Annotated in this window: 23 protein-coding genes; 10 read left to right on the forward strand and 13 right to left on the reverse strand. The window is 40.0% G+C overall.

The window, feature by feature from the left end:
* Positions 1–123 precede the first annotated feature (123 nt).
* Together CAL6303_RS05875 and CAL6303_RS05880 are read left to right on the forward strand one after the other, a co-directional pair.
* Positions 124–540, forward strand: coding sequence for a XisH family protein (locus CAL6303_RS05875; RefSeq protein ID WP_015196930.1), 417 nt, complete (start codon positions 124–126; stop codon positions 538–540).
* Complete coding sequence (locus CAL6303_RS05880; RefSeq protein ID WP_015196931.1) at positions 528–851, forward strand: element excision factor XisI family protein; 324 nt, start codon at positions 528–530, stop codon at positions 849–851. Before CAL6303_RS05875 ends, CAL6303_RS05880 begins: the two co-directional genes overlap by 13 nt.
* Positions 852–856: 5 nt before the next feature.
* On the opposite strand, the gene CAL6303_RS05885 is transcribed toward CAL6303_RS05880, so the two are convergent.
* From CAL6303_RS05885 to petN, 4 genes are all read right to left on the reverse strand, one after another.
* On the reverse strand, positions 857–2,332 hold the full coding sequence (locus CAL6303_RS05885; protein ID WP_015196932.1) for a site-specific recombinase (XisC): 1,476 nt from the start codon (positions 2,330–2,332) through the stop codon (positions 857–859).
* Positions 2,333–2,346: 14 nt separating this feature from the next.
* Positions 2,347–2,772 (reverse strand): phosphate-starvation-inducible PsiE family protein, encoded by a 426-nt coding sequence (locus CAL6303_RS05890; RefSeq protein WP_015196933.1) that lies wholly within the window; start codon positions 2,770–2,772, stop codon positions 2,347–2,349.
* Between the two features lie 115 nt (positions 2,773–2,887).
* Positions 2,888–3,052, reverse strand: a complete 165-nt coding sequence (locus CAL6303_RS30690; protein WP_085953322.1) for a hypothetical protein — start codon at positions 3,050–3,052, stop codon at positions 2,888–2,890.
* Between the two features lie 7 nt (positions 3,053–3,059).
* Entirely contained in the window at positions 3,060–3,146 is an 87-nt protein-coding gene (petN, locus tag CAL6303_RS29010) for a cytochrome b6-f complex subunit PetN (protein ID WP_015196935.1), read from the reverse strand.
* A 125-nt stretch (positions 3,147–3,271) separates the two neighbouring features.
* On the opposite strand from petN, the gene CAL6303_RS05895 reads away from it, so the two are divergent.
* The 4 genes from CAL6303_RS05895 (at position 3,272) to CAL6303_RS05910 (ending at position 6,913) form a co-directional block, all read left to right on the forward strand.
* Positions 3,272–3,694: a hypothetical protein gene (locus CAL6303_RS05895; protein ID WP_015196936.1), complete on the forward strand. Its 423-nt coding sequence runs from the start codon at positions 3,272–3,274 to the stop codon at positions 3,692–3,694.
* 229 nt (positions 3,695–3,923) lie between these two features.
* On the forward strand, positions 3,924–4,391 hold the full coding sequence (locus CAL6303_RS05900) for a MarR family winged helix-turn-helix transcriptional regulator (RefSeq protein WP_015196937.1): 468 nt from the start codon (positions 3,924–3,926) through the stop codon (positions 4,389–4,391).
* A 171-nt stretch (positions 4,392–4,562) separates the two neighbouring features.
* Entirely contained in the window at positions 4,563–5,945 is a 1,383-nt protein-coding gene (locus CAL6303_RS05905; RefSeq protein WP_015196938.1) for a cytochrome P450, read from the forward strand.
* A 347-nt stretch (positions 5,946–6,292) separates the two neighbouring features.
* A complete protein-coding gene (locus CAL6303_RS05910) occupies positions 6,293–6,913 on the forward strand; it encodes a GerMN domain-containing protein (RefSeq protein ID WP_015196939.1) in 621 nt (206 codons plus the stop codon).
* A gap of 150 nt (positions 6,914–7,063) precedes the next feature.
* On the opposite strand, the gene CAL6303_RS05915 is transcribed toward CAL6303_RS05910, so the two are convergent.
* From CAL6303_RS05915 to CAL6303_RS05935, 5 genes are all read right to left on the reverse strand, one after another.
* Positions 7,064–7,363: a hypothetical protein gene (locus CAL6303_RS05915; protein ID WP_015196940.1), complete on the reverse strand. Its 300-nt coding sequence runs from the start codon at positions 7,361–7,363 to the stop codon at positions 7,064–7,066.
* Positions 7,360–7,950 (reverse strand): ParA family protein, encoded by a 591-nt coding sequence (locus CAL6303_RS05920; protein ID WP_015196941.1) that lies wholly within the window; start codon positions 7,948–7,950, stop codon positions 7,360–7,362. The genes CAL6303_RS05915 and CAL6303_RS05920 overlap by 4 nt, the downstream gene beginning before the upstream one ends.
* A 345-nt stretch (positions 7,951–8,295) precedes the next feature.
* Positions 8,296–9,879: a metallophosphoesterase family protein gene (locus CAL6303_RS05925; RefSeq protein ID WP_015196942.1), complete on the reverse strand. Its 1,584-nt coding sequence runs from the start codon at positions 9,877–9,879 to the stop codon at positions 8,296–8,298.
* Positions 9,880–9,888: 9 nt separating this feature from the next.
* Positions 9,889–10,440 carry a GNAT family N-acetyltransferase gene (locus CAL6303_RS05930; protein WP_015196943.1) on the reverse strand — a complete coding sequence of 184 codons (552 nt, stop codon included), beginning with the start codon at positions 10,438–10,440 and terminating at the stop codon, positions 9,889–9,891.
* 361 nt (positions 10,441–10,801) lie between these two features.
* Positions 10,802–11,809 (reverse strand): aspartate carbamoyltransferase catalytic subunit, encoded by a 1,008-nt coding sequence (locus tag CAL6303_RS05935; RefSeq protein ID WP_015196944.1) that lies wholly within the window; start codon positions 11,807–11,809, stop codon positions 10,802–10,804.
* 451 nt (positions 11,810–12,260) lie between these two features.
* On the opposite strand from CAL6303_RS05935, the gene CAL6303_RS05940 reads away from it, so the two are divergent.
* Positions 12,261–13,886 (forward strand): flavin monoamine oxidase family protein, encoded by a 1,626-nt coding sequence (locus tag CAL6303_RS05940; protein WP_015196945.1) that lies wholly within the window; start codon positions 12,261–12,263, stop codon positions 13,884–13,886.
* A 6-nt stretch (positions 13,887–13,892) separates the two neighbouring features.
* Here the strand turns inward: CAL6303_RS05940 and CAL6303_RS05945 are convergent, their stop codons facing one another.
* Together CAL6303_RS05945 and CAL6303_RS05950 are read right to left on the reverse strand one after the other, a co-directional pair.
* The gene (locus CAL6303_RS05945; RefSeq protein WP_015196946.1) at positions 13,893–17,303 is read right to left on the reverse strand and encodes an ATP-binding protein; all 3,411 of its coding nucleotides are present in this window, start codon (positions 17,301–17,303) and stop codon (positions 13,893–13,895) included.
* A gap of 85 nt (positions 17,304–17,388) precedes the next feature.
* Positions 17,389–18,177 carry a hypothetical protein gene (locus tag CAL6303_RS05950; RefSeq protein WP_015196947.1) on the reverse strand — a complete coding sequence of 263 codons (789 nt, stop codon included), beginning with the start codon at positions 18,175–18,177 and terminating at the stop codon, positions 17,389–17,391.
* Positions 18,178–18,431: 254 nt separating this feature from the next.
* On the opposite strand from CAL6303_RS05950, the gene CAL6303_RS31035 reads away from it, so the two are divergent.
* On the forward strand, positions 18,432–18,680 hold the full coding sequence (locus CAL6303_RS31035; RefSeq protein WP_015196948.1) for a hypothetical protein: 249 nt from the start codon (positions 18,432–18,434) through the stop codon (positions 18,678–18,680).
* Complete coding sequence (locus tag CAL6303_RS05960; RefSeq protein WP_015196949.1) at positions 18,677–19,435, forward strand: nucleotidyl transferase AbiEii/AbiGii toxin family protein; 759 nt, start codon at positions 18,677–18,679, stop codon at positions 19,433–19,435. The genes CAL6303_RS31035 and CAL6303_RS05960 overlap by 4 nt, the downstream gene beginning before the upstream one ends.
* A 27-nt stretch (positions 19,436–19,462) precedes the next feature.
* Here the strand turns inward: CAL6303_RS05960 and codA are convergent, their stop codons facing one another.
* Complete coding sequence (codA, locus tag CAL6303_RS05965) at positions 19,463–20,704, reverse strand: cytosine deaminase (RefSeq protein WP_015196950.1); 1,242 nt, start codon at positions 20,702–20,704, stop codon at positions 19,463–19,465.
* A 322-nt stretch (positions 20,705–21,026) separates the two neighbouring features.
* Between codA and CAL6303_RS05970 the strand changes: the two genes are divergently transcribed.
* On the forward strand, positions 21,027–21,995 hold the full coding sequence (locus CAL6303_RS05970; protein WP_015196951.1) for a protochlorophyllide reductase: 969 nt from the start codon (positions 21,027–21,029) through the stop codon (positions 21,993–21,995).
* A gap of 222 nt (positions 21,996–22,217) precedes the next feature.
* On the opposite strand, the gene CAL6303_RS05975 is transcribed toward CAL6303_RS05970, so the two are convergent.
* On the reverse strand, positions 22,218–23,912 hold the full coding sequence (locus tag CAL6303_RS05975) for an ArnT family glycosyltransferase (protein ID WP_015196952.1): 1,695 nt from the start codon (positions 23,910–23,912) through the stop codon (positions 22,218–22,220).
* Between the last annotated feature and the right edge of the window lie 131 nt (positions 23,913–24,043).

Below are 24,043 nucleotides of genomic sequence, written 5' to 3' on the forward strand. Positions count from 1 at the left end.
AAATTAACAATCATCATCCTGAGTAATGGAAAAACCGGGTTTCTAAAATATTCTCATCTCCACTGTTCTCTGTAGTGACAAATGCCCATAATGGTAGAAGTAATGCGATAAGAGTGAGATAATATGGCAAAAGACCTCTTTCACAACACTGTGAAAATCGCTCTGGAAAAAGATGGTTGGCAGATCACCCACGATCCCTATCAATTGCGCTATGGTGTTGCTGATGTGTATATTGATCTTGCTGCCGAAAAGACAATCGCTGCCGAAAAATTAGGACGTAAAATAGCTGTAGAAGTGAAAAGCTTTGCAGGCGGATCAACTATTTCTGAATTTCATACTGCCCTTGGTCAGTTTCTTAATTATCGCATTGCTCTAGAAGTATCCGCAGAACCAGAACGCATTTTATATTTAGCCGTCCCTACAGATACTTACCAAATGTTTCTCAGATTTGAACCTGCAAAAACTGTGGTTAAGCGGTATGAAGTCCGGTTAATTATTTACAACCCAAATCGTGAGGTGATTGACCAATGGATAGAATAAACGAGTACCGTCAAATAGTGCGTGATTTTCTAGAAGACTTTATCAAAAATGATGCCAACGCACAACTTATTTTTGATCTTGAACGCGATCGCTATCTAATTGTACATAATGAATGGCAGGACGATTATCGCATTTACGGCTGCGCTATGCAACTAGATATTATTGAAGGTCAAATCTGGATTCAACACAACAGCACCGAGATTTATATTGAGCGTGAATTGATTCAGCGCGGTGTTTTTCCCAAAGACATTATTTTTGGATTTCGTTCCCCCAGCATCCGTAAACTTCTCGCTGCTGGTGGCAATAATTAAATTGATTAAGGTTCTGAAAAACCGGGTTTCTGAGACTTCAACCTCTCATTCTCCTCCCTCAAAGCTAAATTCTCCGCTTCCAACTTCCGAATCATCTCCCCCATCGCTTCTTTCGACATTCCCATCCCCTGAATTACTACTTCCTTGTAAATTTCCAAATTCGTATCCTCATCCATCCACCTTTGATATGTCTTGGTATGCTCGTGGACGCTGTGTCCCATGTAGTCAGACATAGTTTTTATGGGAACACGCAAACGATGTCCTCGCAGGGCGAATCCGTGGCGTAAATCGTAAGGTTTGAAGCCGATACCAAGGTTGCGGAAACGGAAGTGGAGTTTTGCGGTGGCATTACTCAAGCTTTCACCCAGGGATGGGGGTTTAATATTTTTCAAATCGAACAATTCCACCCAATGGGGATGTAAGGGGGGGATTCCACAACTTCTTTCCCCGGTTTTCGTACCTTGGGTTAAAGTTGGGTTGAGTTTGACTAGGTGAAATGTATTTTCAGAATCGCAAAAAGCTTCCAAATCCACCGCAAACAATTCATGGGGACGCAACCCGTAGGTAGCTAGCATCCCATATCCCCATTGCCATTGATCAGGGAAAGTGAGATTATCTTTACTGGTGTAGGGGGAAAGGGGTGTCCCCATCAACTCAAAACCCTGGGTAATTTGTTCATCGCTGGGAATCTTCCGTAAACTAGGTTGGGGAAGGGGAGTTGCGTAGGAAGTAATTAACTTGGTAGCATCAAACTCACAGAAATCACAGAACTTCTTTAATTGCCAAGCTAAATAGAAGCGAGAATTAGTATTGGGTTTAGTGCTTTGCAGTGCAGATGCGATCGCATTCTCTGAAAGAGGCTGATTCTGTGGTAGTTTTTTGAGATGCCGTAGGTAGTGGGTGTCCCAAGTTCTGATTCCTTGACGGTTTTTTTCGTGGGTTTTCCAAAACTCCTCTTCGTAAGCTGTAATTAGTTGTTGGATGGGTGCTTCCAACTTACTACTCACAACTAAATCCAACTTCTGTGCTTGCTTCCCCAATAACTCAGCAGTCCATTGAAACTGCTTTGTCACCAAGAGTAAATCTAATTCCCGTGCTTTCGCTACCGCAGCTTTGATACCCACATCATTCGCCGTGAAACCCAGAGAAATTGTATACTGCTTATTGCTGCTACCATTTTTCCCCACATCACCAGCTTTACAGGGGAAAGTACCCTGTAAACCAATAGATTTCCAAGTAGTTAATTTCAACTTAATTTTTACCCTTTCCAACCTCAAAGCTGAATTAGCAACCTCCACCCCATACTTCAACCGGAGATACTCACGTTCAACCTTTGCAGAATCATCGGTAGATTTTGGCTTCCACTGCTTCCACTTCCCAGCATCCCAGGTTTCAATAGAGATATCATCCCATGTAGCTTTTCTGGGGTCGTATGTAGTAGTTACGGAAATTAGCATACTTTGGAGAGGACGCTTCGCCATTCCCGATTATACCATCAGGAATCTGATTCGGAAGTTGGGGGATGTATTGTCACCCAAGGAAAAACAACCTGCATGATTCCTAAAACCACCAAAAATATGGAAATTCCGATAATTTGTTCACGGGGAATATCTAGTACACCTTGGAGGATAACTTCTCGTAGTGACGAAACAATAGAGATTTCCACCGCAGCACTCACCGAAATTTGCCTTGCTTGGAGATAATCAATTAATAAACGGAATAACTCCACCAAAATTAAAATAAATAGAATATCAGAGGTAACTTGACGCAGATTCAACGGTTGCAACAAAGTGGAAAACATATCCACCAACCGCAGCATCATGAAACAAAATAAACCAATACACAGAGAAATAATAATAATATCTTGAAATATTTCCAGGTTACGAACTATACGTTCCCTTCCAAACCAGTCACTTAGCATAGGAAATCAGGAGTTGAAGCTTTCCTCGACATCATAGAAAATTCATCTCCACCAAGCTGTACCAACCATGACGCATCTGCAAAACAAAGGGGACAAGTTAGCTTGTCCCCAAGGTTTATTTTCGCTTCGGGGTAGTGGTGCGACGGAGTTCCTGTTTCTCCCTTTCTTGGCGACGGCGATCGCGCCAATCAACTAAGGTAAGATAACCAACACCACCTGTAACAGCAACCAACATCACCAAAGCAGCTAACGCCAAATAGTTTAGGAATGAAATTTCCACAATTCCCCTACAGTCCGTTACGACCCCAGACTACCATCGAAATCGAAAAGGTAAAAACAACCAACAGTGAAACCCAACCCAATGTCAAAATCATAGCGATTCTTTAAATATTTTTTACAAAAGGACGTTACCTACCATCATACTTGGAATCGCCATCATTCCACTCAACATAAAACTGTGATAACTGTTAACTGATAACTATTCACTGATTTTCATCCCATGAATCACATTTTTGATACTCCCAAGATGGCAGAAAGGCTAGAATCCCTCAAAGCTGGCATAATTTCCAGTGTTGCCTCAGTATTTGGCTTCCTACTCACAAACATCATTAATACATGGCTACTTCATTTACAGCCATTTTCCTGGACTAGCAGCATATTCATCGGTTTTTCTGGTTTCCTATTTGGTGTCACCTACCGCTACATCATCCGTAACGATGATAACCCCCATCTCAAATCAGGAGGAGTCATGGCATTTGGATTAGTGCGGGGTTTAGCACAAATCGATGGTTCCCTGAAAAATATCGACATCTCCACCATCGCACTCCCCACAGAAAGCATACTTTGTTTTGCCATCGCTGCTACCATTCTCGACTTCAGCATCCAGCAAAACTGGATTCAACCCTTTCTTGGAAACGATTGAGTCGCATATTTTGCAAAATAAAAAGCGCAAATGTTCACAGCAACCCGCAGAGCTATGGGTGAATCAGTCTATGCTTATGATATTGGAAATGAATATGTGTCCCATCACCACCACACATTTTTATTTCATCAAACATCAACGTAATTGGGGTTATGTATTTCACTTCATCACCGAAATATGATAACTAACCCCATATTACGAAACCTAGACGAAATCGAGGTAGTATCAGTTGAACTCTCCACGCGATCATCAAGTATTTCAGTTTGAAAGTCCAGATGACAGTTCAGGATTTTTACTGTGGCAAGTTTCCAATCTCTGGCAGCGCAAAATGAATGCGGATCTTGGTAAATTGGGATTAACACATGTCCAATTTGTCCTCCTAGCAGGTATTATTTGGCTCAGTGAAAGCCAAGAAACTGTCACCCAAGCACGATTAGCAGGTCATGCTAAAACTGATATCATGATGACTTCTAAGGTATTACGTGCTTTAGAGCAAAGAGGTTTAGTTAAGCGTGAAACTGATTCTAAAGATACAAGAGCGAAGTCTTTGAGCATTACTAAGGAAGGTTATGATTTAGCACTAGCAGCTATTCAAGTTGTATATAGAATTGATCATGATTTTTTCAGTGTATTGGGAGAAGAAGTAAGTAGCTTCAACTCAAATCTTCTCCGTATTCTCAATCCCAGTAAATCTTAAATCGAAGTTGCAGAAAATTCAAACCTCGGCTTACTTGATGCATGTAAGTCGAGGTTCTCAGTATGGGAAAACATGAATCTAAATAAAAGTTGTAAAATTGGATAGGTATTTAGGCAGAAGTAATTCTCTAGATACTTGTGTATATAATCTTATTTGGGAATAAAAAACTACATGAAACCACTTAATCCAGTTAAAAGTCATCCCTTTCTCCAAAAAATAAAATGGGTAATAGATCCCGTTGGATACATGGAAAATGCAGTTGCGGAGAATGCTGATATCTTTAGCACTCAGATTGTTGGTTTCGGAGATGGTTTGATATTTGTAAATAATCCCCAAGCAATTCAAGAAATTTTAACTAACGACCGGAAGAAATATAACGCACCTGGGAAGCTGAATGGAATATTACGACCCTTACTTGGTGATTATTCCACAATTATGATTGATGGCGATCGCCATCGTCAACGCAGGCAGTTAGTTATGCCATCTTTCCATGGTGATAGGATGAAATCATATGGTGAACTAATTGTCAACCTGACAAAAAAAGTCATGGATGAGTTGCCAATTAACCAACCCTTCCTTGCACGGGAGAAAATGCAAGAAATTTCCATGCAAGTGATTATCGAGTCGGTTTTCGGGTTGCATGAAGGTGAACGCTGTCAGGAAATCAAGGGTTTGATGGAGGAAATGTCTCAGTTATTTAGATCCCCATTATCCTCCAGTGCGCTGTTTTTCCACAGCTTACAAAAAGATTTAGGTGCTTGGAGTCCTTGGGGGAAATTTGTACGCGATCGCGCTAAACTTGATGAGCTACTTTATGCAGAAATTGCCCAACGTCGCGCTAACCCAGACTCCAGTAGAATAGATATTCTCGAACTGTTAATGTCTGCCAAAGATGAAAATGGGGAAGGTTTAAACGACCAAGAATTGCGCGATGAATTAATGACACTGCTATTTGCAGGGCATGAAACCACAGCCACCGCCATGTCTTGGGGGTTATACTGGTCACATCACCTCCCAGAAACTCGCCAAAAAATCCTCCAAGAACTAAGTCAGTTGAGTAATTTTGGGGATACCATGAGTATTTTTAGATTACCGTATCTCACAGCTTTCTGTAACGAGACACTACGGATATATCCAGTCGCAATGCTCACATTTCCCCGTGTTGCCCAGGAAGATACAGAAATCCTCGGACATCAAATTCAAAAAGGGGCAACTGTCATAGGTTGTATGTACCTCATACATCAAAGAGAAGATTTATACCCTCAGCCTAAACAATTTAAACCAGAACGCTTCCTAGAACGCCAGTTTTCACCATATGAGTTTATCCCATTTGGCGGCGGTTCCCGTCGCTGTATTGGTGAAGCATTGGCATTATTTGAAATGAAGCTGGTTTTAGCCACCATCCTCTCAAATTACCAACTGGAATTAGTTGATTCCCAACCAGAAAAACCCCGTCGTCGTGGTGTCACTTTATCACCAGCTAAGGGAGTTAAAATGATGCTAAAAGGGAAGAATGCAAGTATTAATTTGAGTAAGCAAGCCGTAACTGTGTAGAATATGCTTTGGCTAAGGTTGTTTTGCTTCAAATTATGAAAGATTGTTGGGCGTTGCTGAATTAAGGGATGAATTTAAAATGTAGAAACGCAATATATTGCGTCTTCCAACGATTTCAAAATTATGCAGAATCGTTTTCATACATCAAATCAGCAACGCCGATTTTTGGATTACAGCAATTTTTCACATATTTGAACCGTATCTACCCGCAGGGTATCCCCATCTCAAAACATCCCTACTGTACTTTTTTTTAACATAATTTTATCAAGGAAAATATCAATTTATACGGAAATAGATTCCACCGAATAGAAGTTAATACTTAACTCTAATGGCAAGAGAAAGACAAGATGAAATTACAAAAACGTTATATATTCCCCTTTATCATCGCAACATTAGTCAGCGGTTGTGCATCTAACTCGGTTTCCCAAAATAACACTGCGACACCTTCACCCACCCTGGAAGGCAATAGTATAGTTACAACACCAACTTCCCCAACTCCCATACCCGATATCAGCATCAATACTTCAGCTTCACCATTCCCTACCCCTAGTGTGGCTAGATTGAGGGCAAAAGTGGATTCAGACAAGAAAGCTATTACTTATAATCCTAATGTTGTAGGGAAGACTACAGATGTCACCCTGTACACCATTGATAGTCAATGTCAGAACTTAGTACCCCAAACAACAACAGTTTCCGCAGATGAACCAATTGCTGGGGCAGTTGGTAAGATTTTAGAAAAACGAGATAATGGTGACTTTAATTTATCTAATTATCGTGTGAATGTGAAAAATGGTGTCGCTACCGTTGATTTGCGAGTTGCACCCAATTCTCAAAGAACTTTATCCTCCCTTTCAAGCTGTGAACAAACTGCACTTTTTGGCAGTGTCCGCAAAACTTTAACAAGCAACCCTCAGTGGAAAATTAAAGATGTTCGCTTCACAGAAAAAGGTGAAGAAATTGTCCTGTAGGGTATGGAGAGACGCGACATGTCTCGTCTCTACAGGTCTGTCAACCAATCATATATTATGAAGATACTTAGGAATCTGAATTAAATAAAATAGATATCTGTTGGAAATTAATTATGCGTTACCCAGAACCCTTGTAGAGACCTAGCAATGCTACGTCTCTAAGTCTTTTTCAGAGATGTCTAAAAGGTTCACAGAATCAGGATTTAACCATCCTTCAATTAACTCCGCCACAATATCACTCATTTGTCTATCTTGAAAAAGAGCCTTCGCCTTTAATTGTTTATGCAGCTTTTTTGGTAAATATAAAGTAGTGCGAACAAATTCAGGATCTGTACTCTTACTTTTAGGAGTCGAAATATCCTCAACGTTTGGTAATATATCACGTTGCTGACGCATCCGAGCAGCATCAATTAAATCATCAAAACGACCACTTTTCTTTTTCCCACTCATCCTAATATCTCCTTCCCAATCTCTGCATAACTTCGCCATGCAATTTTTGCATAGGCATCCTTCACCATGTTCACTGGAACCCCCTCCAAAGCCGCTTGCTGAAACACAGCTAACCGCCGAATCCCAGAACTAAATAGGGGAACTTCAGCAGCCTTCAGCATCTCTCTAGCCTCCTCTCCGGCACGATTTGGATAGGGGGGAATCACTGTGAGTAAAACTCGGTAATTCGTGGAGAATTCACGTAAAGTCTCAGCCATTTGCAGTGTAGCAGCCAATGCGATCGCATCCGGGGTGGAAGGCACCACCATCATGTCACAACCTTTGGCTAAAGCTTTGAGTTCTAAGGGTTCTGGCTTTGCTGGGGTGTCAATTACTATATGTTCGTAAAGTGCAGCTAAAGTTACTCCTTGTTTCTCATCGGCAACTTTAAAGGGTAAACTACCACGGTTTGCCCAGGTTAATGCACAGGAATTTAAATCTCCATCAATTAGTAAGGTGTCTGCTTTGGTTTGCAAGTATGCAGCTAGATGGAATGCAGTTGTGGATTTTCCTACCCCACCTTTGTATGCGGTTACGGTGATAATCATTAAAAAATAAGTAAGAGTAAGTTTTGTGGGGTCATCGTTAATTGCTAGGAAATTCTGAATATTTATTCATTTTTTTCTAGGAGATTTTTAGGAAATATACCATAGATGTGTAGATGTTCAAAAGTTCATAATCCATTTAGATGTTTGAATGTTTAAAATTTTAAATTTATAGATGCTTGATTTATAATTGAATCAGTACATAGCTATATCAATATACAAGCAAAATAGTAATATAAAAATATACCAGTATTATAAGCAATCTATATAACCATTAAAAGATAGATTAAATTAAAAAAAATCAGAACATGTATGTAGAGACGCGGTATATCGCGTCTCCCCAAACAATTAAAATTCAAAAGCTTCTAAATCAAGATCATGCCATTGATTGTGATACCAATTACTTGCAAAAGGTTTAACAACAAACTTCGGAGGATTACCAGGTTTGACATCAATCCTGACAAAAGAATAAGGTAAACATTCCTCATCCCCATAATTAGTACGTCCCAGAAAAAGATGAGAATCAGCAACCTTAGACTGAGAACTTCCAGCAAAAACTTCCATCAACTCATTCCCTTCCCGACGTTGACGACGAGGGCGGTGTCCACTACCACCAGAAACAATACAATTAAGATGGGAATCAGCATGTCCCGTATTAGTTGTTTTCAAATATTCCAAACAGTGAGCATGACCATTTAAAATGAGGTTAACAACTGGTTGCCCAGCCAGTTTTTCAACACCCAGAGTTGCCGCAACAGCATCAAATACATGACGCAAACGACGACGCACAGCTAAAGTTTGTGACTGCTCCCATTTACTTTTTTCGGTAACATAGGGTGGATGGTGGCAATAAATAATTCTTCCCCTCACATTTGGATTATTCCAAGATGCAATTAATCTTTGTTTTAACCAGTTGAGTTGTTCAAAATCCACCGCAGTATTTTCATTTGCAGTGAGTTGGGTTTCAATGTCGATTTTCACCTCATCAATTTGGTTTAACCTTGCCTTGAGGAAATCCAACTTTGTTGCTTCCTCAAAAATTTCAGAATTTAATTGCTGACAAGCAGTCAAAATTTGGATTTCTTCCGCTGCAATCTCGTAGTGATATTTTTCTAACTCCCGACGCTTGATTTCACCCTCCTTGGTACTGGGAAGAGGTGGAGGATTTTTGAAAGTGTTGGAATCTAGGGCAAAAAAGTCAATTCCCCCGTAACAAAAAGTATAGTAGCGGTTGGGAATACGGGTGAAAAAGCCAGGTTCGTAACGTAGACATCTCCCGGTATCAGTTTTCGCAGTATAGAAACTATCCAGGTGATTTTCTAGCAGTTTTGGGGAAGGAATAGCAGCTAAATAATCCATGAAAGCTTTAGCATAAGCATCACCTTGATTGGAACCATACCAACCAATTTCAATATCTCGGTAACGGAAAAAACGTCGCAAAGATTGAGTACTCCCAGCAATGAGACGATACATTAGGGGGACATCATAGTAATCATGGTTGCCAAGAACTGGTAAAATAGGGGTTTTGAAAGTCATGCGATCGCACTTTATATTCTGCGGACTTTCTCCACCTTCTAAAAACTCCCGGTAAGGTTCAATGAAGTTTTGTTGGTAGTATTCACGGGAACCCACAACGTAGATGACATCCCCAGTGTGGAGGACAAAACTACATTCTTTTTGGTGGGGAAGCATCAACTTGGCAACTCGACGCTGGGGAGTGATATCTGATTGGTGCAAGCTATTGGATGAAGGCTTAGTACCACTATCCCCAATCACCATAAAGGAAAATTCCGGATTCTCTTGATTCCCATCATCCAACAACATCGAAGTTTGATCTATACCTCGCTGGGTAATTAAGGGATGATTGAAACGTATTCGTTCCTTCATCTTGTGAATTTTAGTTTCTACCGACGGTTCATTGATGAATTTCATTTTGCTAACTCAAACTAACTGCATCGGAATAATAGCTGTATGGGGAGAAACACCCAAAACAGCTTGTAACTCTGGAGATAAACTTGTAGGGGAAATAGCAACAAAACCGAAACGGGAATAAAAAGGAATTAGTTCCCGATAACAAGATAAATAAAGAGGTTTAGTAGCTTGATAAATTAGGTGTGATACCAGATAGGAACCGAGTTGCCGCCGACGATATCCTGTTTTTAGGCAGAGATTGAATAATAATGAATATTTTTGATAAACCCTCAACTCTGCACAACCCACCACAGAACCTCGGTGAGAAATAACCCAGAAATTTGTATATTTGCGAGACTGAGATTCATAGGCTAAATAAATGAGGAAAGAACCCAAAAATAGGAAGAAATTAAAATATAATAGGATGGAGAAAACTGCAATTAGAGCTAATATATTTAAATTGATTGGTAAAGTTGTGCGGCTATCATTCCAAGTCCACAAAATCCGCTTTATTTCCCATTTATCCTTAATTTGAGCGCGACGAATATAAAAATTTGGCGGTAAAGAGAATCTGGGAACCATTTCAAAGTCGTACTTTTGCCGTTTTTAATTCCACTATAGCAATTTGTTTCCAGATGTAGGATTCCGAAACCTGGTTTTTCTAGATAAGATTGTTGCGAGTTGGTTTGTTTGCACAGAAAACCAGTTTGGAGATCTTAGAAACCCGGTTTTTCCATAACTCAGGATGATGGTTCTGGATTTGACGACTAAAAACGGGTTTCTCTCGGAGACGAGAAGTCGTGATAAATCTGGTTTTTCTAGATAAGATTGTTGCGGGTTGATTTGTCTGCACAGGAAACCAGCTTTCTTTCGATTTTAGTGTTTGATTGTTTGTTTAGCAAGAGGAGTGAAACCTGGTTTCTGGAATTATCAGCTAAATAATTCATACAGATTTCCCACTACCAATTAAATACAACAATGCCATCCTGACTGCCACACCACTAGTTACTTGAGCTTGAATCAAGCTTAATTCAGCATCATCCATGATATCAGAACTAATCTCCACGCCACGATTAACTGGACCTGGATGCAACACCTTCACCCCAGGTTTGCACAACTCCAACCTCTTGCGAGTAATCCCAAATAATTGATGATATTCCCGCAAACTAGGTAATAAATGTGCAGTCATCCGTTCCTTCTGTAACCGTAAAGTCATCACAAAATCTGCATCCTGTAAAGCTGGTTCCAAATCCCAGTGGATGAATAACTTGCGGTTGGCAATGGGAGAATCTTCACCCTCAACAAACTCCGCAAACCACTTGGGAAGGAGAGTTGGAGGTGCAGCTAAGTGAACCTCCGCCCCAGTTGCTGTTAAACTCCAAATATTAGAACGGGCAACGCGTGAGTGGAGAATATCACCAACTACAGCAATTTTCTTACCCTGTAGTAGTTCAATTCTCGGCTGTATGGGGTCAATTAACGAACAAATGGTAAATAAATCTAGGAGTCCTTGGGATGGATGTTCGTGCTGTCCATCACCCGCATTGAGGACACTTACCCTAGAATCTAAACGATCCATCTCTTGTGCGATCGCATCTGGTACTCCAGCCTCTTTATGGCGTACCACCATAATATCAGTTCCCATCGCCAAGTAGGTTTTTGCTGTATCTAAGATGGTTTCACCTTTAGTCATGGAGGAACTTGCGGAAGCAAAATTCAGGGTATCAGCAGAAAGACGCTTTGCCGCTAACTCAAAACTGCTGCGGGTACGGGTGGAAGGTTCAAAAAATAGGTTTGCAACTACTTGCCCTTGGAGAGTTGGAACTTTTTTGGTTCTCCTGGATAGCACTTCCCGAAAACTTGCAGCAGTTTTCAGAACTGTGTTGTACTCAGCGGCAGTAAAATCGGCGAGGGAAAGAATATGATGACGGTTCCAAGTGTTATTAGGCATAAATAGAGGGAAGCTTTCACGGTAGGGAAGAATCCCTGCCTTTCTTAATTTACAGATGTGCGGTAAATAATACCAGCAGTTGGCGATTAAAATTGTAAATATTTCCCCTCAAAGCATATTCAGGGTTCCAATCTTATTGCATCTTCGTTTTTTGCCTTTTTTTGATCTCGATTTTATCCATATTTGAAAAGGATAAAGTTGAGCTTAGAGAATTGAAGTTTAATTTGTAGTAAAACACATCCAAGATGCGTAATATTACTTAAATATTCCCTCAAAGCAATGTATTTTTATAGCGCACTTAAGTGTTTAAAACAAGCTTTTACTCATATATGAACGAGTTGTAAATCATATTGGTATCACATCCCATCAAGTTAAAATAAACACTATAATATTCAGTAATAAAACGAAAAAATAACAACCATTAAAAATTCATTTCACATCTACTTAATTTATGAGTCATTCACCACTATTGCGGAAACTAGCACGCACAATTAATAGTGCTTATTTTTGTGAAAAAAATCGCATCTCTACCGCTGAAGGGATGGAAGCTATATCAGCATTAGAATTTCAGATGTCAATTAAGCGGAGCAAACGACGCGAATTCTTGGCTAACATGGGAAAATTTGCCCTTTTAGGGGGAACAATTGGTGTCACCTCTGGCAGTTTTCGTCGCACTTTGGCTGCACCACTACCAATAGATGCCAAAATAGCTATTATCGGAGCAGGCTTAGCAGGACTTAGCTGTGGGTACTCACTCCAAAAGCAAGGAATTCAAGCTACCCTGTATGAAGCAAGTAACCGAGCAGGTGGACGCTGCTATTCTTTAGAGAATTTTTTTCCCAGTCAAGTTGCTGAAAGAGGTGGAGAATTTATTGACACCTTACATCTGACGATGCTGGGATACGCAAGAGAATTTAATTTACAACTGGAAGATGTTGGAAAAGAACCAGGAGAAATCTTTTACTATTTTGATGGACTATCTTACAATGAGTCAGCAATAGTTGATGAATACCGGAACTTTGTGGCAGCAATGGGTGAAGATTTGCGTACACTCGGACAACCAACTGCTAATAGCTTTACTCCAGCAGATCAGATTCTTGATTTTACCAATCTTCAAGATTACCTCGATAGTCGTGGAGCCGGAAATTTAATTAAAAACACCATCAAAGCGGCGTATATTGGGGAATATGGATTAGAAATTAACCAACAAAGCTGTTTGAATTTTCTACAGTTTATCCATGCAGATAAGCGCTCCAAGTTTCAACCTTTTGGTGTATTTAGTGATGAACGTTACCATGTCATTGGTGGGAATCAGCAAATTGTAGAAGGGTTGAAAAATCGTCTACAAGGGCAGATTGAGTACGGTAAAAAGTTGATTGCAGCCAAAAAGAATAATTCTGGCAAAATAGAATTATCTTTTGAAGGTAGCCTCAGCCAGACATTTGATGCTGTAGTTTTTGCAATTCCCTTTTCTACCTTGCGAGCTGTAGATTTACAGGGGCTACAACTTCCTCAGTGGAAAATCAATGCTATTAATAATCTAGTTTATGGTACCAATTCAAAATTGATGGTGGGCTTTAATAGTCGTCCTTGGGCTACTCTTGGAAGTAATGGGAGCTGCTATGCCAATCTACCATATCTGCAAGGAAGTTGGGAAACTAATCCTAGCCAAGCGACTCAGAATAGAGCAGTGTTAACAGATTATTCTGGTGGCAACTTAGGTGCAAACCTCAAACCGCAAAAACTGCAACAGGAAACTGCTAATTTTCTCAACAATTTGAAACTTGTTTTTCCAGGAGTAAATAATTCAGCAGTAAGAACCAATAATAATCAGTTTTTAGCACATTTGGAAAATTGGTCATTAAATCCCCTGAATCGCGGGAGTTACACCTGTAACCAACCAGGTTATTTTACCACCATCGCTAACAATGAAGGTAGATCAGTGGATAACCTCTATTTTGCCGGGGAACATACGAGTTCTTTCTATGAGTGGCAAGGTTTTATGGAAGGTGCTGCTCTTTCAGGTATCACCGCTGCCAAGCAAATACTGAGAGATTTCAAAGTTAGTGCTAACTAAGGAAACTCAAGTTCTCCCTACTAAACTTGCAACCACAGCCGCAAGTTCTGCTGGTTCGATGGGTTTGGGAAGGTGTAATTGGAAACCTTCACGAATTGCCCTAACTCTATCTTCTGGGCGGGCGTAAGCTGTGAGGGCAGCAGCGGGAATCTTGCCTCCTTCCCCTGGAGATAACTTACGTATTTTACGGATGAGAGAGTATCCATCTTCCCCTGGCATTCCAATATCACTTACTAATACCTGGGGATGGTGTTGGGAAATAGCTGTTAAAGCTTCAGCGACGGAAGCAACCGCAATCACCTCAGCGTCACATTGTTGGAGGACGGTAACTAGAAAATCACGGCTATCTGCTTCATCATCCACAATTAGGACACAGATTCCAGTTAAGGAAGGAGTATTGAAGATGGAAGCTGGGGTGAGTTGGGGGGAGGAAGTAGGTAAACTATTGGGGATGGTTTTACTTTCGAGAAGGGGTAATTGGACAGTGAAGGTGGCACCTTGCCCTTCCCCTAAACTTGTGACGGCAACTGTACCTCCGTGGAGTTCGACTAATTGCCGAACTATTGATAATCCTAAGCCTAATCCACCATGCGATCGCGTGCTGGAACTATCGGCTTGACGAAAACGATCGAATACGTAGGGCAGAAATTCGGAAGCGATACCCATTCCTGTATCAGCAACATGTATTTTTACTGTTGACTTATTGGAAGTATTGCTATCAGTTGGTTGTAAAGTCAGCTTGATTTCGACATTTCCCCCAGGAGGTGTAAATTTGATGGCGTTGGTTAGGAGATTCCAAATAACTTGCTGTAGTCTTTCGGCATCGGCGGTGATGTAAACTTGGGAATATTGATTATCTAAATAAAATTGAACTTTGATTTCCTTGGCTTCAGCAGCGATGCGGACAGATTCAATTGCGGATGTGATGATGGGGATAACATCACAAGCACTAACATTGAGACGGAGTTTACCGCGAATTATTCGGGAAATATCCAGTAAATCCTCAATTAACTGCTTCTGCGCTTTGGCATTCCGTTCAATTGTTTCAATTGCTTGGGCTTTTTTTGCTTCATCTAACTGCGGACGCGATCGCAATAACTGCGCCCATCCCATAATGGCATTTAATGGCGATCGCAATTCATGGGATAAGATAGCTAAGAATTCATCCTTCATCCGGTTAGCTTCCCGCAATTGCTCTGTTTGTCGTTGCAAAGAAGACAATAAGCTGTTACGCTGCATCGCAATGGCAACTTGATCACACACAGCTTGCATCATGCCTAATTCATTTTCGCTAAATTTGCAGTGCTTGCGGCTACCAAAAGCCAAAATTCCCAATAATTCTCCCTGAACAATTAAGGGAAAGCTAGCATAAGCCTCCAAACCTAAATCACGCAGCAGTTGAATATTGGTATCAGTAGATTGTTGCACGTATGCGAAGCTTGCGCGACGTAGCTTGTCTGAGGCAAGTCGTAAGTCGTTCGTTAAATGCTGTGGATTGCCTTGAAAAGCTTGAATACTTTTGGCTTCTTCCTCAGTTACACCACTATAGGAAACAAGTTTCATTTCCTGCTGCTTCTCATCCACCAAATAGTTAAAATAACAATCTAAACCAATTTGTTCCGACAACTGGTGTAAAACGCTTTCCAATAACACCACAGGTTCTTGGTTGGATAAAAGATTATTTGCCGTGTTGAAGAGAAGATTTAAGCGTTTATAACCCAGGGAAAGGGAACTTTCCACCTGTTTGAGTTTAGTAATATCTTGAAATACAAAAACACAATTAGCTGGGTTGCCATGCATTGCTGGTAAAGTATCAGCATGGATTAAAAGTGAGCGGATACCTTTAGAAGTATGCCAATCCATCTCAAAATCTGTGAGTTTTTCCCCCTTGGCAACCCTAACTCCCGGAGTCTCCATATCGGGAATTCTATTTCCTTGGGCATCAGTACAGTAGTAAACTGTGTGGTATTCCTCCCCTGGGACATTTTTCGCAAATTTTCCCCCAGCAATTTCCTCCGCTGCTTGATTAGCGAAAGTTACCTTTGCAGTTCCTGGTTCAATCAATAATAAGGGAATTGGCATCAAATTCAGCAATTCTTCCAGCCATTTCTGCTGACTACTCAAAGCCTCTTCGATTTTCTTGCGTTCGCTCAAATCTAAAATAAATGCCACCGACTCGTCACGATTTTCCCCAGTTAAGGTGTAACCAATTAAAATTGGTACACGAGTCCCATCTTGGCGAATATATTCTTTCTCATAAGCTTTACATGCACCATTTTCTTTAGCCTCAGCAATCTTCTGTAGATCTAACTGATGGTACTCTGGTGGGGTTAAATTTTGTCCAGAAAGTAACTGTGAACCCAAATCTTCACGGTTATAACCGATAATTTTTAGCAGTTCATCATTGGCATTGGTGATATTTCCCTGCACATCCCCAAAGGAAATACCAATCACATTCGCTTCCACCAAACTCTGCAACTTTTGTTCATTTGCATTCAATGCAGCTTGAGTGCGTTGGCATAGCCTATCAGAGATATCACGTTGCTCACTCAGACTCTCTATACTAGCAGCAGAGCGCCAAATCAAAATCCCCAACATCACCATCACTGCAATGGCAAACAAGGACATGGCAAACCCGACATCATATATCCTTGCTCGATATCCTTGTAAAATTAACCACCCCAGTATCAGGGGAATTACCACAGCACCAGCTAGTAACTTCCGCGCTAACAACCCCACGTCAGAATTGCTTGTAAATAACTGCATAATTGCGGACTCCGAACGTGCTAATAATATGCCAACACACAGCACAATAAATAGGATGGCTGTATCTAAAGACATTAAATACTGCTTTAATATGACACCTTGAGCAATATCAATTTGATAAAAGTAACCAATAATTACCTGTAGAGAAATCAATCCTCCAAGAATAGTAAGTATTTGGTTATACCAGTTATTTTTAGGGGTTTTTGGTTCATATAATAACTCCAAAGCCCTACCAAACAACATAAAATTTACAGCCGCATTCAAACCCATCCTACCAGGATGAATCAAACTTGTGCTACTAGAATCCACAAATAAAATTTGGTCAATATCTAGATTCCAACCGAAAATATATTCCGAAAAAGTTAGTCCCCCCACCACAATTGAAAACCGCGCACAGAGAATTCCCAAGTAATAAAATACCCTTGAATTTTCACACTGTAAAACTAGCCAAAGGGAAGCACCAGCGAATACAAAACACAGTGCTTCATTTGCCTTGATTGTGGTTTGACTAACTCCGAAACCAGCTTTTATGACTTCAACATCAAAATACCAACCTAGTAAAACAACACATCCCAGGGAAATAATAATAGCACTGACTAACTGCGCTACTAAGAAGTTTGAAGGAATTTGGTAACGATGAGATTTCAACATCAAAGTCCTAATCAAAAATGCAATCGTAATTGGATTATAGAATTACAGATATTTCATTTCCAAGTTACTCACAGTAACATCACTGTTAAAACAACTTGAACCTACCCAACTGCACCTCCAAAGTAGTAGTTAACATCTTATTCAACTCCTTAGCATCCTTATAAAGAAGCATTTGTGTGGGAGGTAAATCAAAAGGAAACTGTCCAGGTAAATCAGAACGTTGCATTTGAAGTAGTAAAATCTGCTCGGTGCGTTTACTTTGAATCGCGTAACCAATTTCCACACAAACATTGGGACTTGGGAGTAAAATAGTAGCTTCCTGACTGTGAACCTGGGAAATGGGGGTAATATCTGCAATAAATAGTAAACTTTTGCGAATTTTCCGCATCATTGTGCGGTTAAGGCGGACAGCAGCATCCTCCGGACGGTAGGATTCTACTAGGTTTAATGGAACACGCGAACGAGTTCCGTCGCGCAAGCTTCGCTTATTCAAATTATCCAAGCTTTTTTCTAAACCTTCCCGCAACACCTCAGTTGCTTCCCCGTATTCAGTTTGGGGAGAAAAGTAAATTATCGGTTCCAACTGTGCCAACAAAGCTTGCTTGGTAAAATAAATCTCGTGACTAATTAAATCAATATTGGCAACCGCATAGCCACCACTACCCTCAACATAGAACTCAATATTTTCCCCTTCCAAGTAGCGTCTAAACCACAAAGAATTTCTCACATCCTCAATATCATCCAAAAAATCCGCCCGCAAACCCGATCTTAGCAAACTCTTTTTGCTTAAACGAATATCCGCAGGACGTTTCTCCAACTCCGGAATTGGCTCATAATCCTGAAGATACCATGCTCGTAAAGCAATAATTGACATAGGGCGCTACTGTAACTCTTGCTTCAGCTTAATATATTTTGGATTTTATATGGGAACAAATATACTCCCTGTTACAGTTAGTCCAACTTCACACCCTGAGAAATGACATACAAACTGTGCGTATCGCGTACATCCAGTTTTCCCCACTTCCACTCCGTAATCTGGTGAACCCAGCTTTTGCCCTTATCCGTTATTTGGATAGAATCTAACTGGAAAATGAAGTTATTCTAGAAATAGAGTTAGCTAAAGGGTTAATGAAAATAGACATGATCACACCAACATCAGGAATTAATTCTGTCGCTACTCCAAAAAAACTACCCTTTTTGGAATCAATTTGCTGGCAGACTGATGATGTCTATCGGTTCTCCGCAGAAGAAATGTTGAGTCGCTATGAACGTGGTTGGAGATATCATGAGATATATAATAATCTTGAGGGTGAAGAACTCGATTTCCTGAAAGAACTTGCCAGACTCTATAAATCCTGGCTACTGGTTGATTTATGACCTTTAGATTAGAACACCATAATAAAATTCTCACAATCCTCGAATGTTTAGATGATGAGGTACTTAGGGAGGGTTCTGCTTACTTTGGTGGTGGAACCCTTCTTGCTCTTGATTTTGAAGAATACCGACGGAGTAATGACGTTGATTTTATTTGCTCTATTGGTACAGAAGGCTACAAATACCTGCGTACATTAATATTTGATCATGGGTATAAAGGGTTATTTCGTGATTCAAGTAAAATCAAAATTGGACGTAGTACAACTGACCAGTATGGGATTCGGATGATAATTGGTGTAGATGATATATGGATAAAAACGGAAATTATTGCTGAAAATCGTTTTCAACTAGACGTACCGAGATACCCAAAATGGTCGCCTGTTCCATGCTTAAGCTTAAATGATTGCTTTACATCTAAACTATTAGCAAATGCTGATCGATATATGGATAGTAGTGTAGAAGCTAGAGATTTAATCGATTTAGCAGTTCTTAGATTACAATCTGAAATACCTGAATCATCAATTGATAAAGCTGAAAATACATACGAGGTTATACGACCTTTAAAAAAAGCAATTGAACTCTTTCAGCAAAGACCAGATTATAGACAAAAATGTTTTCAAGGTCTACAAGTTGATCAAAATCATATTCCCAAAATCATTGATGGTCTTGATTTGCTTTCCATAGATTTAAGTTTATCTCATACTCAAAGGGTTTTTCAAGAACAACATGATATATTTACTGATGATTTAGAAGCATAAGAATATTTTGCAAAATATAGTCATTTTTTAAATCTCCAACCTCACACCCTGAGAAATCACATACAAAGGACGAGAACGTAGGCGTATAGCATTATAGCGTTGTTTACCACCGTAGGTATCGCGTACATCCAAAACAACTAAAGATGCCGTCTTCCCCACCTCCACCCCATAATCTACCAAGTTGAGGGTTTTGGCTCCATTTCGCGTCACCATATCATAACAAGCATCAATTTCCGAAGTTCCCGTCATTTGGCATACATGTACCCCCATATGTGCTACATCCAACATATTCCCCGTACCCAAGCTATACCATGGATCTTGGATACAATCATGACCAAAACTCACATTTAACCCAGCTTGCCAAAGTTCCTTTACCCTTGTTACCCCCCTGCGTTTCGGGTAACTATCAGTTCTGCCCTGCAAAGTAATATTAATTAAAGGGTTGGCAATCAAGTTAATTTTTGCCCGTTGCAGAAAACCGATCAACTTCAAAGCATAGGCATTATTGTAAGAAGCAAAAGCCGTCGTATGACTAGCAGTCACCTTACTACCCATCCCCGTCCTAATTGCACAGGCAGCCACCACTTCCAAAAACCGTGATTGATCATCATCGATTTCATCACAGTGAATATCAATCAACCTATCATACTGCTGCGCCAACTCAAAAATCCGCTGCACCGAACGGACACCATCCTCACGAGTTAGTTCGTAGTGAGGGATACCCCCCACCACATCCGCACCCATTTCCACAGCTTTCACCAATAAAGCCTCATTTTCAGGTTGAGAATAAATGCCATCCTGGGGAAAAGCCACCACCTGAACAGTTATCCAATCCTTCACTTTCTCCCGCACCTCCAAAAGTGCTTGTAGGGCAATTAAATTTGGTTCACTCACATCTGCGTGAGTCCGCACAAATAATACCCCATAGCTAGCTTGCTGTTTCAACGTCTCAATTGCCCGTTGTTTCACATCAGCAAGGGTAATTCCCTGTTTCCTTTCCCCCCAAATTTGAATTCCCTCAAACAAAGTTCCGCTTTCATTCCATCGAGGTTCCCCAGCAGTTAAAGCCGAATCCAAATGGACGTGGGATTCCACAAACGGGGGGGATATTAACTTCCCAGAAACAGCCAACTCTATATTCCCAGCACCTTCTAGTTGGGATGCGATCGCTATAATCTTTTTATCCCTAATTCCAATATCTATTGCATCCTGATTTTCCCCCAACAACTTACCACCACGCAAAACTAAATCGTAGGCAAACTGCGACATATTAAATTCCCAATTCTGAGTTAGTTAATTCGGTAAATATAAAGATTCAGTAAATTGTTACCTATGATACTTGTAAAACCCAATAATAGGGGATACCCTTGAAGGGTGTGAGGAGTAAGTTGAAAATCAAAAAACGCCTAGGGTGGAAACACGGTAACACTCCTGGGCGTTTTTTGCTTGTAATTAGATACTCAAAACTGCACATGGTTAATGAAAACCAAGCCTTCCCATGTGTTAAATTCAGTCAAGAAAACTCCACCTAACAACCAGCCTATGAGATTCTGAAATAAAAGTCTATGGTGGTCTACGGAGTGTGAGTAGTATGGAACAAAATCGCCAACCAACTGTTATCATTACAGGAGCATCATCAGGGGTCGGTTTGCAAGCAGCGCGATCGCTTGCTGAAAGAGGATGGCATGTCATCATGGCATGTCGTGATATTCCTAAAACCCAAAATGCCGCCAATTCCCTGGGTATGTCACCCAATAACTACACAATTATTCATCTCGATTTAGCTAGTTTGGCAAGTGTGCGGCAATTTGTCCAGGATTTTCGCAACACTGGCAAACCTTTAGATGCTTTAGTTTGTAATGCTGCTGTTTATCTACCTTTATTAAAAGAACCTGCATACAGTCCAGATGGTTACGAAATTAGTGTTGCCACCAATCACTTGGGGCATTTTCTCTTGTGTAATCTGATGTTAGAAGATTTACAAAAATCTGGGGCAAAAGAACCAAGATTGATTATTTTAGGTACCGTCACTGCCAATCCCAAAGAATTGGGAGGTAAAATCCCCATCCCTGCACCTCCAGATTTGGGAGAATTGAAAGGGTTTGAAGCTGGTTTTAAAGCGCCAATTTCCATGATTGATGGTAAAAAATTCAAATCAGGCAAAGCTTACAAAGATAGCAAACTCTGTAACGTGTTAACGATGCGAGAACTCCACCGACGTTATCACCAATCTACAGGTATCACTTTTAGTTCCCTATACCCTGGATGTGTTGCCACCACAGCCTTATTCCGCAACCATTTTCCCCTATTCCAAAAAATCTTCCCCCTATTTCAAAAAAATATTACCGGGGGATATGTATCGGAAGAACTGGCAGGCGATCGCGTGGGAGATGTAGTGGCACAACCAGAGTACAATCAATCGGGAATGTACTGGAGTTGGGGAAACCGACAAAAAGAAGGTCGAAAATCCTTTGTACAGGAGGTTTCCAATGAAGCTAGTGATGACAATAAAGCTAAAAAACTCTGGGAACTGAGCGCCAAGTTGGTGGGATTAGCTTGACATACTCCCTGATCTGAAAGTTCAGGGATTCTGGATTCAAACAGCAATAGCAGGCATAGCCCGTCTTAGATTACCTAGTCCAACAGACAATGCCCTGCCTGCTCCTACTATCGTACCAAAAAGCCGTCCTATAAGGACGGGACTTTAGACCCAAATTTTTGGTAAACTTTGAGAGTGGGAGGGATCTAATTTCCCTTCCAAAACTACCGAAACCCTAGTTTACTATTCAGTTAAGTTTGTTTTTATACGTATTAAACTATACTCTTTTATTTTCCCCAATATTTCATACTGCCAAGATGCCTTAGCCAAGTTATTATTGGATATCCAAGCATAACTGCCGGGAAATAAATTAGCGACATTTTCTGTATGCATACCTGATGTACGAGTATAAAAAGACATCAAAACCTCTGATTTACCTCCAGTGCCAACGAAATTAACTGGAGAGGATTTGAGAACTTGTGCGATCGCTGGTTGCTCCACAAAGGTTTTAAAATCAGGATTGTAATTACCCAAAAATCCACTTCCACCAGCAACAGCTAAACCTAACCAAGCTGGAATCAAATACCCAGCAACCCAATAAGCTGCTGAAAGAAACTTTATTTTTCGATGGTAGCGTCCCCAAAATATCATCGGGACAATCAGGAAGCTAAAACCACAGACAAAGCACAGTGTCCCGTAGCGGTTGAAGTTAGGATTATCGAAAGTCATAATTAAACTCGTGACGAATAAAGTTAAAACACCAAAAAATCCCCAAATATAACTAAAATTGCGAATTAAAGAAAATTCTTTCATTCCTATAGGTTGTTTTTTACGAGTTAAAACTTGAATTCCTCTCAAAGGTTGGTAAGTGTCTTCAAAATCAATATATTGATCATTTAACTCCAACTGGTATATCTTGATTAGATGATCTAAAGCAATAGCTGCCAACATCGCAATAAAGGGATATAAACACAAGCTGTAATGCGATAAACGAGTTGAGAAAAAAGTCAATTCTAAAAATAAAACTACTGGAAAACCAACTATTAATAATTGATATTTAGGTAAAGGGTTTTTCACTTTCAAAATCCAGCCAAACACCGCAAAGAAAAACCAAGGAAATGATTTGATAGGAATATTCCAAAAATAAAATAATATTCCATTTCCTTGACGTTCATTAGAGCCTAATCTAATTGCGAAGTTAGCTAATTCCGTCACTCCACCATTTCCATAGTGGAGGAAACTTAACCAAATCCAAATAAATGTAGGAATTAAACCAATAATAAAGCCCAAATACAAAAAAGGACTATTTAAATGCCGATGACGGCGATATTCACCAAGTAAATAGGGAAATAAAGCCATAATTGGCAGGAAAATCATGAAACTTCTGACAAGGAAGCCTAAAGATAAAGAAAACCCAGCAATTAAATCTAAAAAACAGCGATTTTGGCTATGCTTTTCAGCCTTTAACAAAGCTAGAATTGCCAGCAAAAATAGAAAAATCATCACCACATCTGGGTTTCCTAAGCGGCAATACTGCAACCAAAGAAACTCAACACTAAAAATAGCACCAGTCAACCAAGCAATCCTGATATTGAAGATAATCTTACTAATTTCATATAAGATCAAAATACACGATATACCGAAAATAATACTTGGGAAACGAACACCAAACTCAGTAACCCCAAATAATTTATAGGAACAAGCAATAATCCAATAATAGCCTGGAGTTTTATGGTGAGAACTTGCCCAAGGATGTATCCAATCACCAGAATCTAGCATCATTTTGGCACGTCCAGCATAGAGTCCCTCATCATGTGCCATTAAACTAGTTTGTTCGGAAGTAAATATTAATAATGGTAGTATCCAAATAAATAAAGAAAAACATGAAAATATTAATTTTGGATAGATTCTATTTAAAGCTGGTCTTGTATGGAACATTGTCTAGGAAAAAATAAGATAAAAACAATGATAACCAAAGGTAGCTATAAATACTATATTTGTGGGTATTTTTGCTAACATTTTAACTATTTTAGTAACACTAAAGTTGATAGAGTTCATTAAATATATGA

Source organism: Calothrix sp. PCC 6303, from assembly GCF_000317435.1.
In the GTDB taxonomy this organism is placed as follows: domain Bacteria; phylum Cyanobacteriota; class Cyanobacteriia; order Cyanobacteriales; family Nostocaceae; genus PCC-6303.

Bases quoted from the DNA above. Each gene is read 5' to 3' on its own strand.
- CAL6303_RS05940 (WP_015196945.1), top strand. From the start codon at position 12,261: ATGAGTCATTCACCACTATTGCGGAAACTAGCACGCACAATTAATAGT.
- codA (WP_015196950.1), bottom strand. From the start codon at position 20,704: ATGTCGCAGTTTGCCTACGATTTAGTTTTGCGTGGTGGTAAGTTGTTG.
- CAL6303_RS05920 (WP_015196941.1), bottom strand. From the start codon at position 7,950: ATGATTATCACCGTAACCGCATACAAAGGTGGGGTAGGAAAATCCACA.
- CAL6303_RS05915 (WP_015196940.1), bottom strand. From the start codon at position 7,363: ATGAGTGGGAAAAAGAAAAGTGGTCGTTTTGATGATTTAATTGATGCT.
- CAL6303_RS05875 (WP_015196930.1), top strand. From the start codon at position 124: ATGGCAAAAGACCTCTTTCACAACACTGTGAAAATCGCTCTGGAAAAA.
- CAL6303_RS31035 (WP_015196948.1), top strand. From the start codon at position 18,432: ATGAAAATAGACATGATCACACCAACATCAGGAATTAATTCTGTCGCT.
- CAL6303_RS05970 (WP_015196951.1), top strand. From the start codon at position 21,027: ATGGAACAAAATCGCCAACCAACTGTTATCATTACAGGAGCATCATCA.
- petN (WP_015196935.1), bottom strand. From the start codon at position 3,146: ATGATTTTGACATTGGGTTGGGTTTCACTGTTGGTTGTTTTTACCTTT.
- CAL6303_RS05925 (WP_015196942.1), bottom strand. From the start codon at position 9,879: ATGAAATTCATCAATGAACCGTCGGTAGAAACTAAAATTCACAAGATG.
- CAL6303_RS05935 (WP_015196944.1), bottom strand. From the start codon at position 11,809: ATGCCTAATAACACTTGGAACCGTCATCATATTCTTTCCCTCGCCGAT.
- CAL6303_RS05895 (WP_015196936.1), top strand. From the start codon at position 3,272: ATGAATCACATTTTTGATACTCCCAAGATGGCAGAAAGGCTAGAATCC.
- CAL6303_RS05885 (WP_015196932.1), bottom strand. From the start codon at position 2,332: ATGGCGAAGCGTCCTCTCCAAAGTATGCTAATTTCCGTAACTACTACA.
- CAL6303_RS05975 (WP_015196952.1), bottom strand. From the start codon at position 23,912: ATGTTCCATACAAGACCAGCTTTAAATAGAATCTATCCAAAATTAATA.
- CAL6303_RS05960 (WP_015196949.1), top strand. From the start codon at position 18,677: ATGACCTTTAGATTAGAACACCATAATAAAATTCTCACAATCCTCGAA.
- CAL6303_RS05890 (WP_015196933.1), bottom strand. From the start codon at position 2,772: ATGCTAAGTGACTGGTTTGGAAGGGAACGTATAGTTCGTAACCTGGAA.
- CAL6303_RS05930 (WP_015196943.1), bottom strand. From the start codon at position 10,440: ATGGTTCCCAGATTCTCTTTACCGCCAAATTTTTATATTCGTCGCGCT.
- CAL6303_RS05880 (WP_015196931.1), top strand. From the start codon at position 528: ATGGATAGAATAAACGAGTACCGTCAAATAGTGCGTGATTTTCTAGAA.
- CAL6303_RS05910 (WP_015196939.1), top strand. From the start codon at position 6,293: ATGAAATTACAAAAACGTTATATATTCCCCTTTATCATCGCAACATTA.
- CAL6303_RS05945 (WP_015196946.1), bottom strand. From the start codon at position 17,303: ATGTTGAAATCTCATCGTTACCAAATTCCTTCAAACTTCTTAGTAGCG.
- CAL6303_RS05905 (WP_015196938.1), top strand. From the start codon at position 4,563: ATGAAACCACTTAATCCAGTTAAAAGTCATCCCTTTCTCCAAAAAATA.
- CAL6303_RS05950 (WP_015196947.1), bottom strand. From the start codon at position 18,177: ATGTCAATTATTGCTTTACGAGCATGGTATCTTCAGGATTATGAGCCA.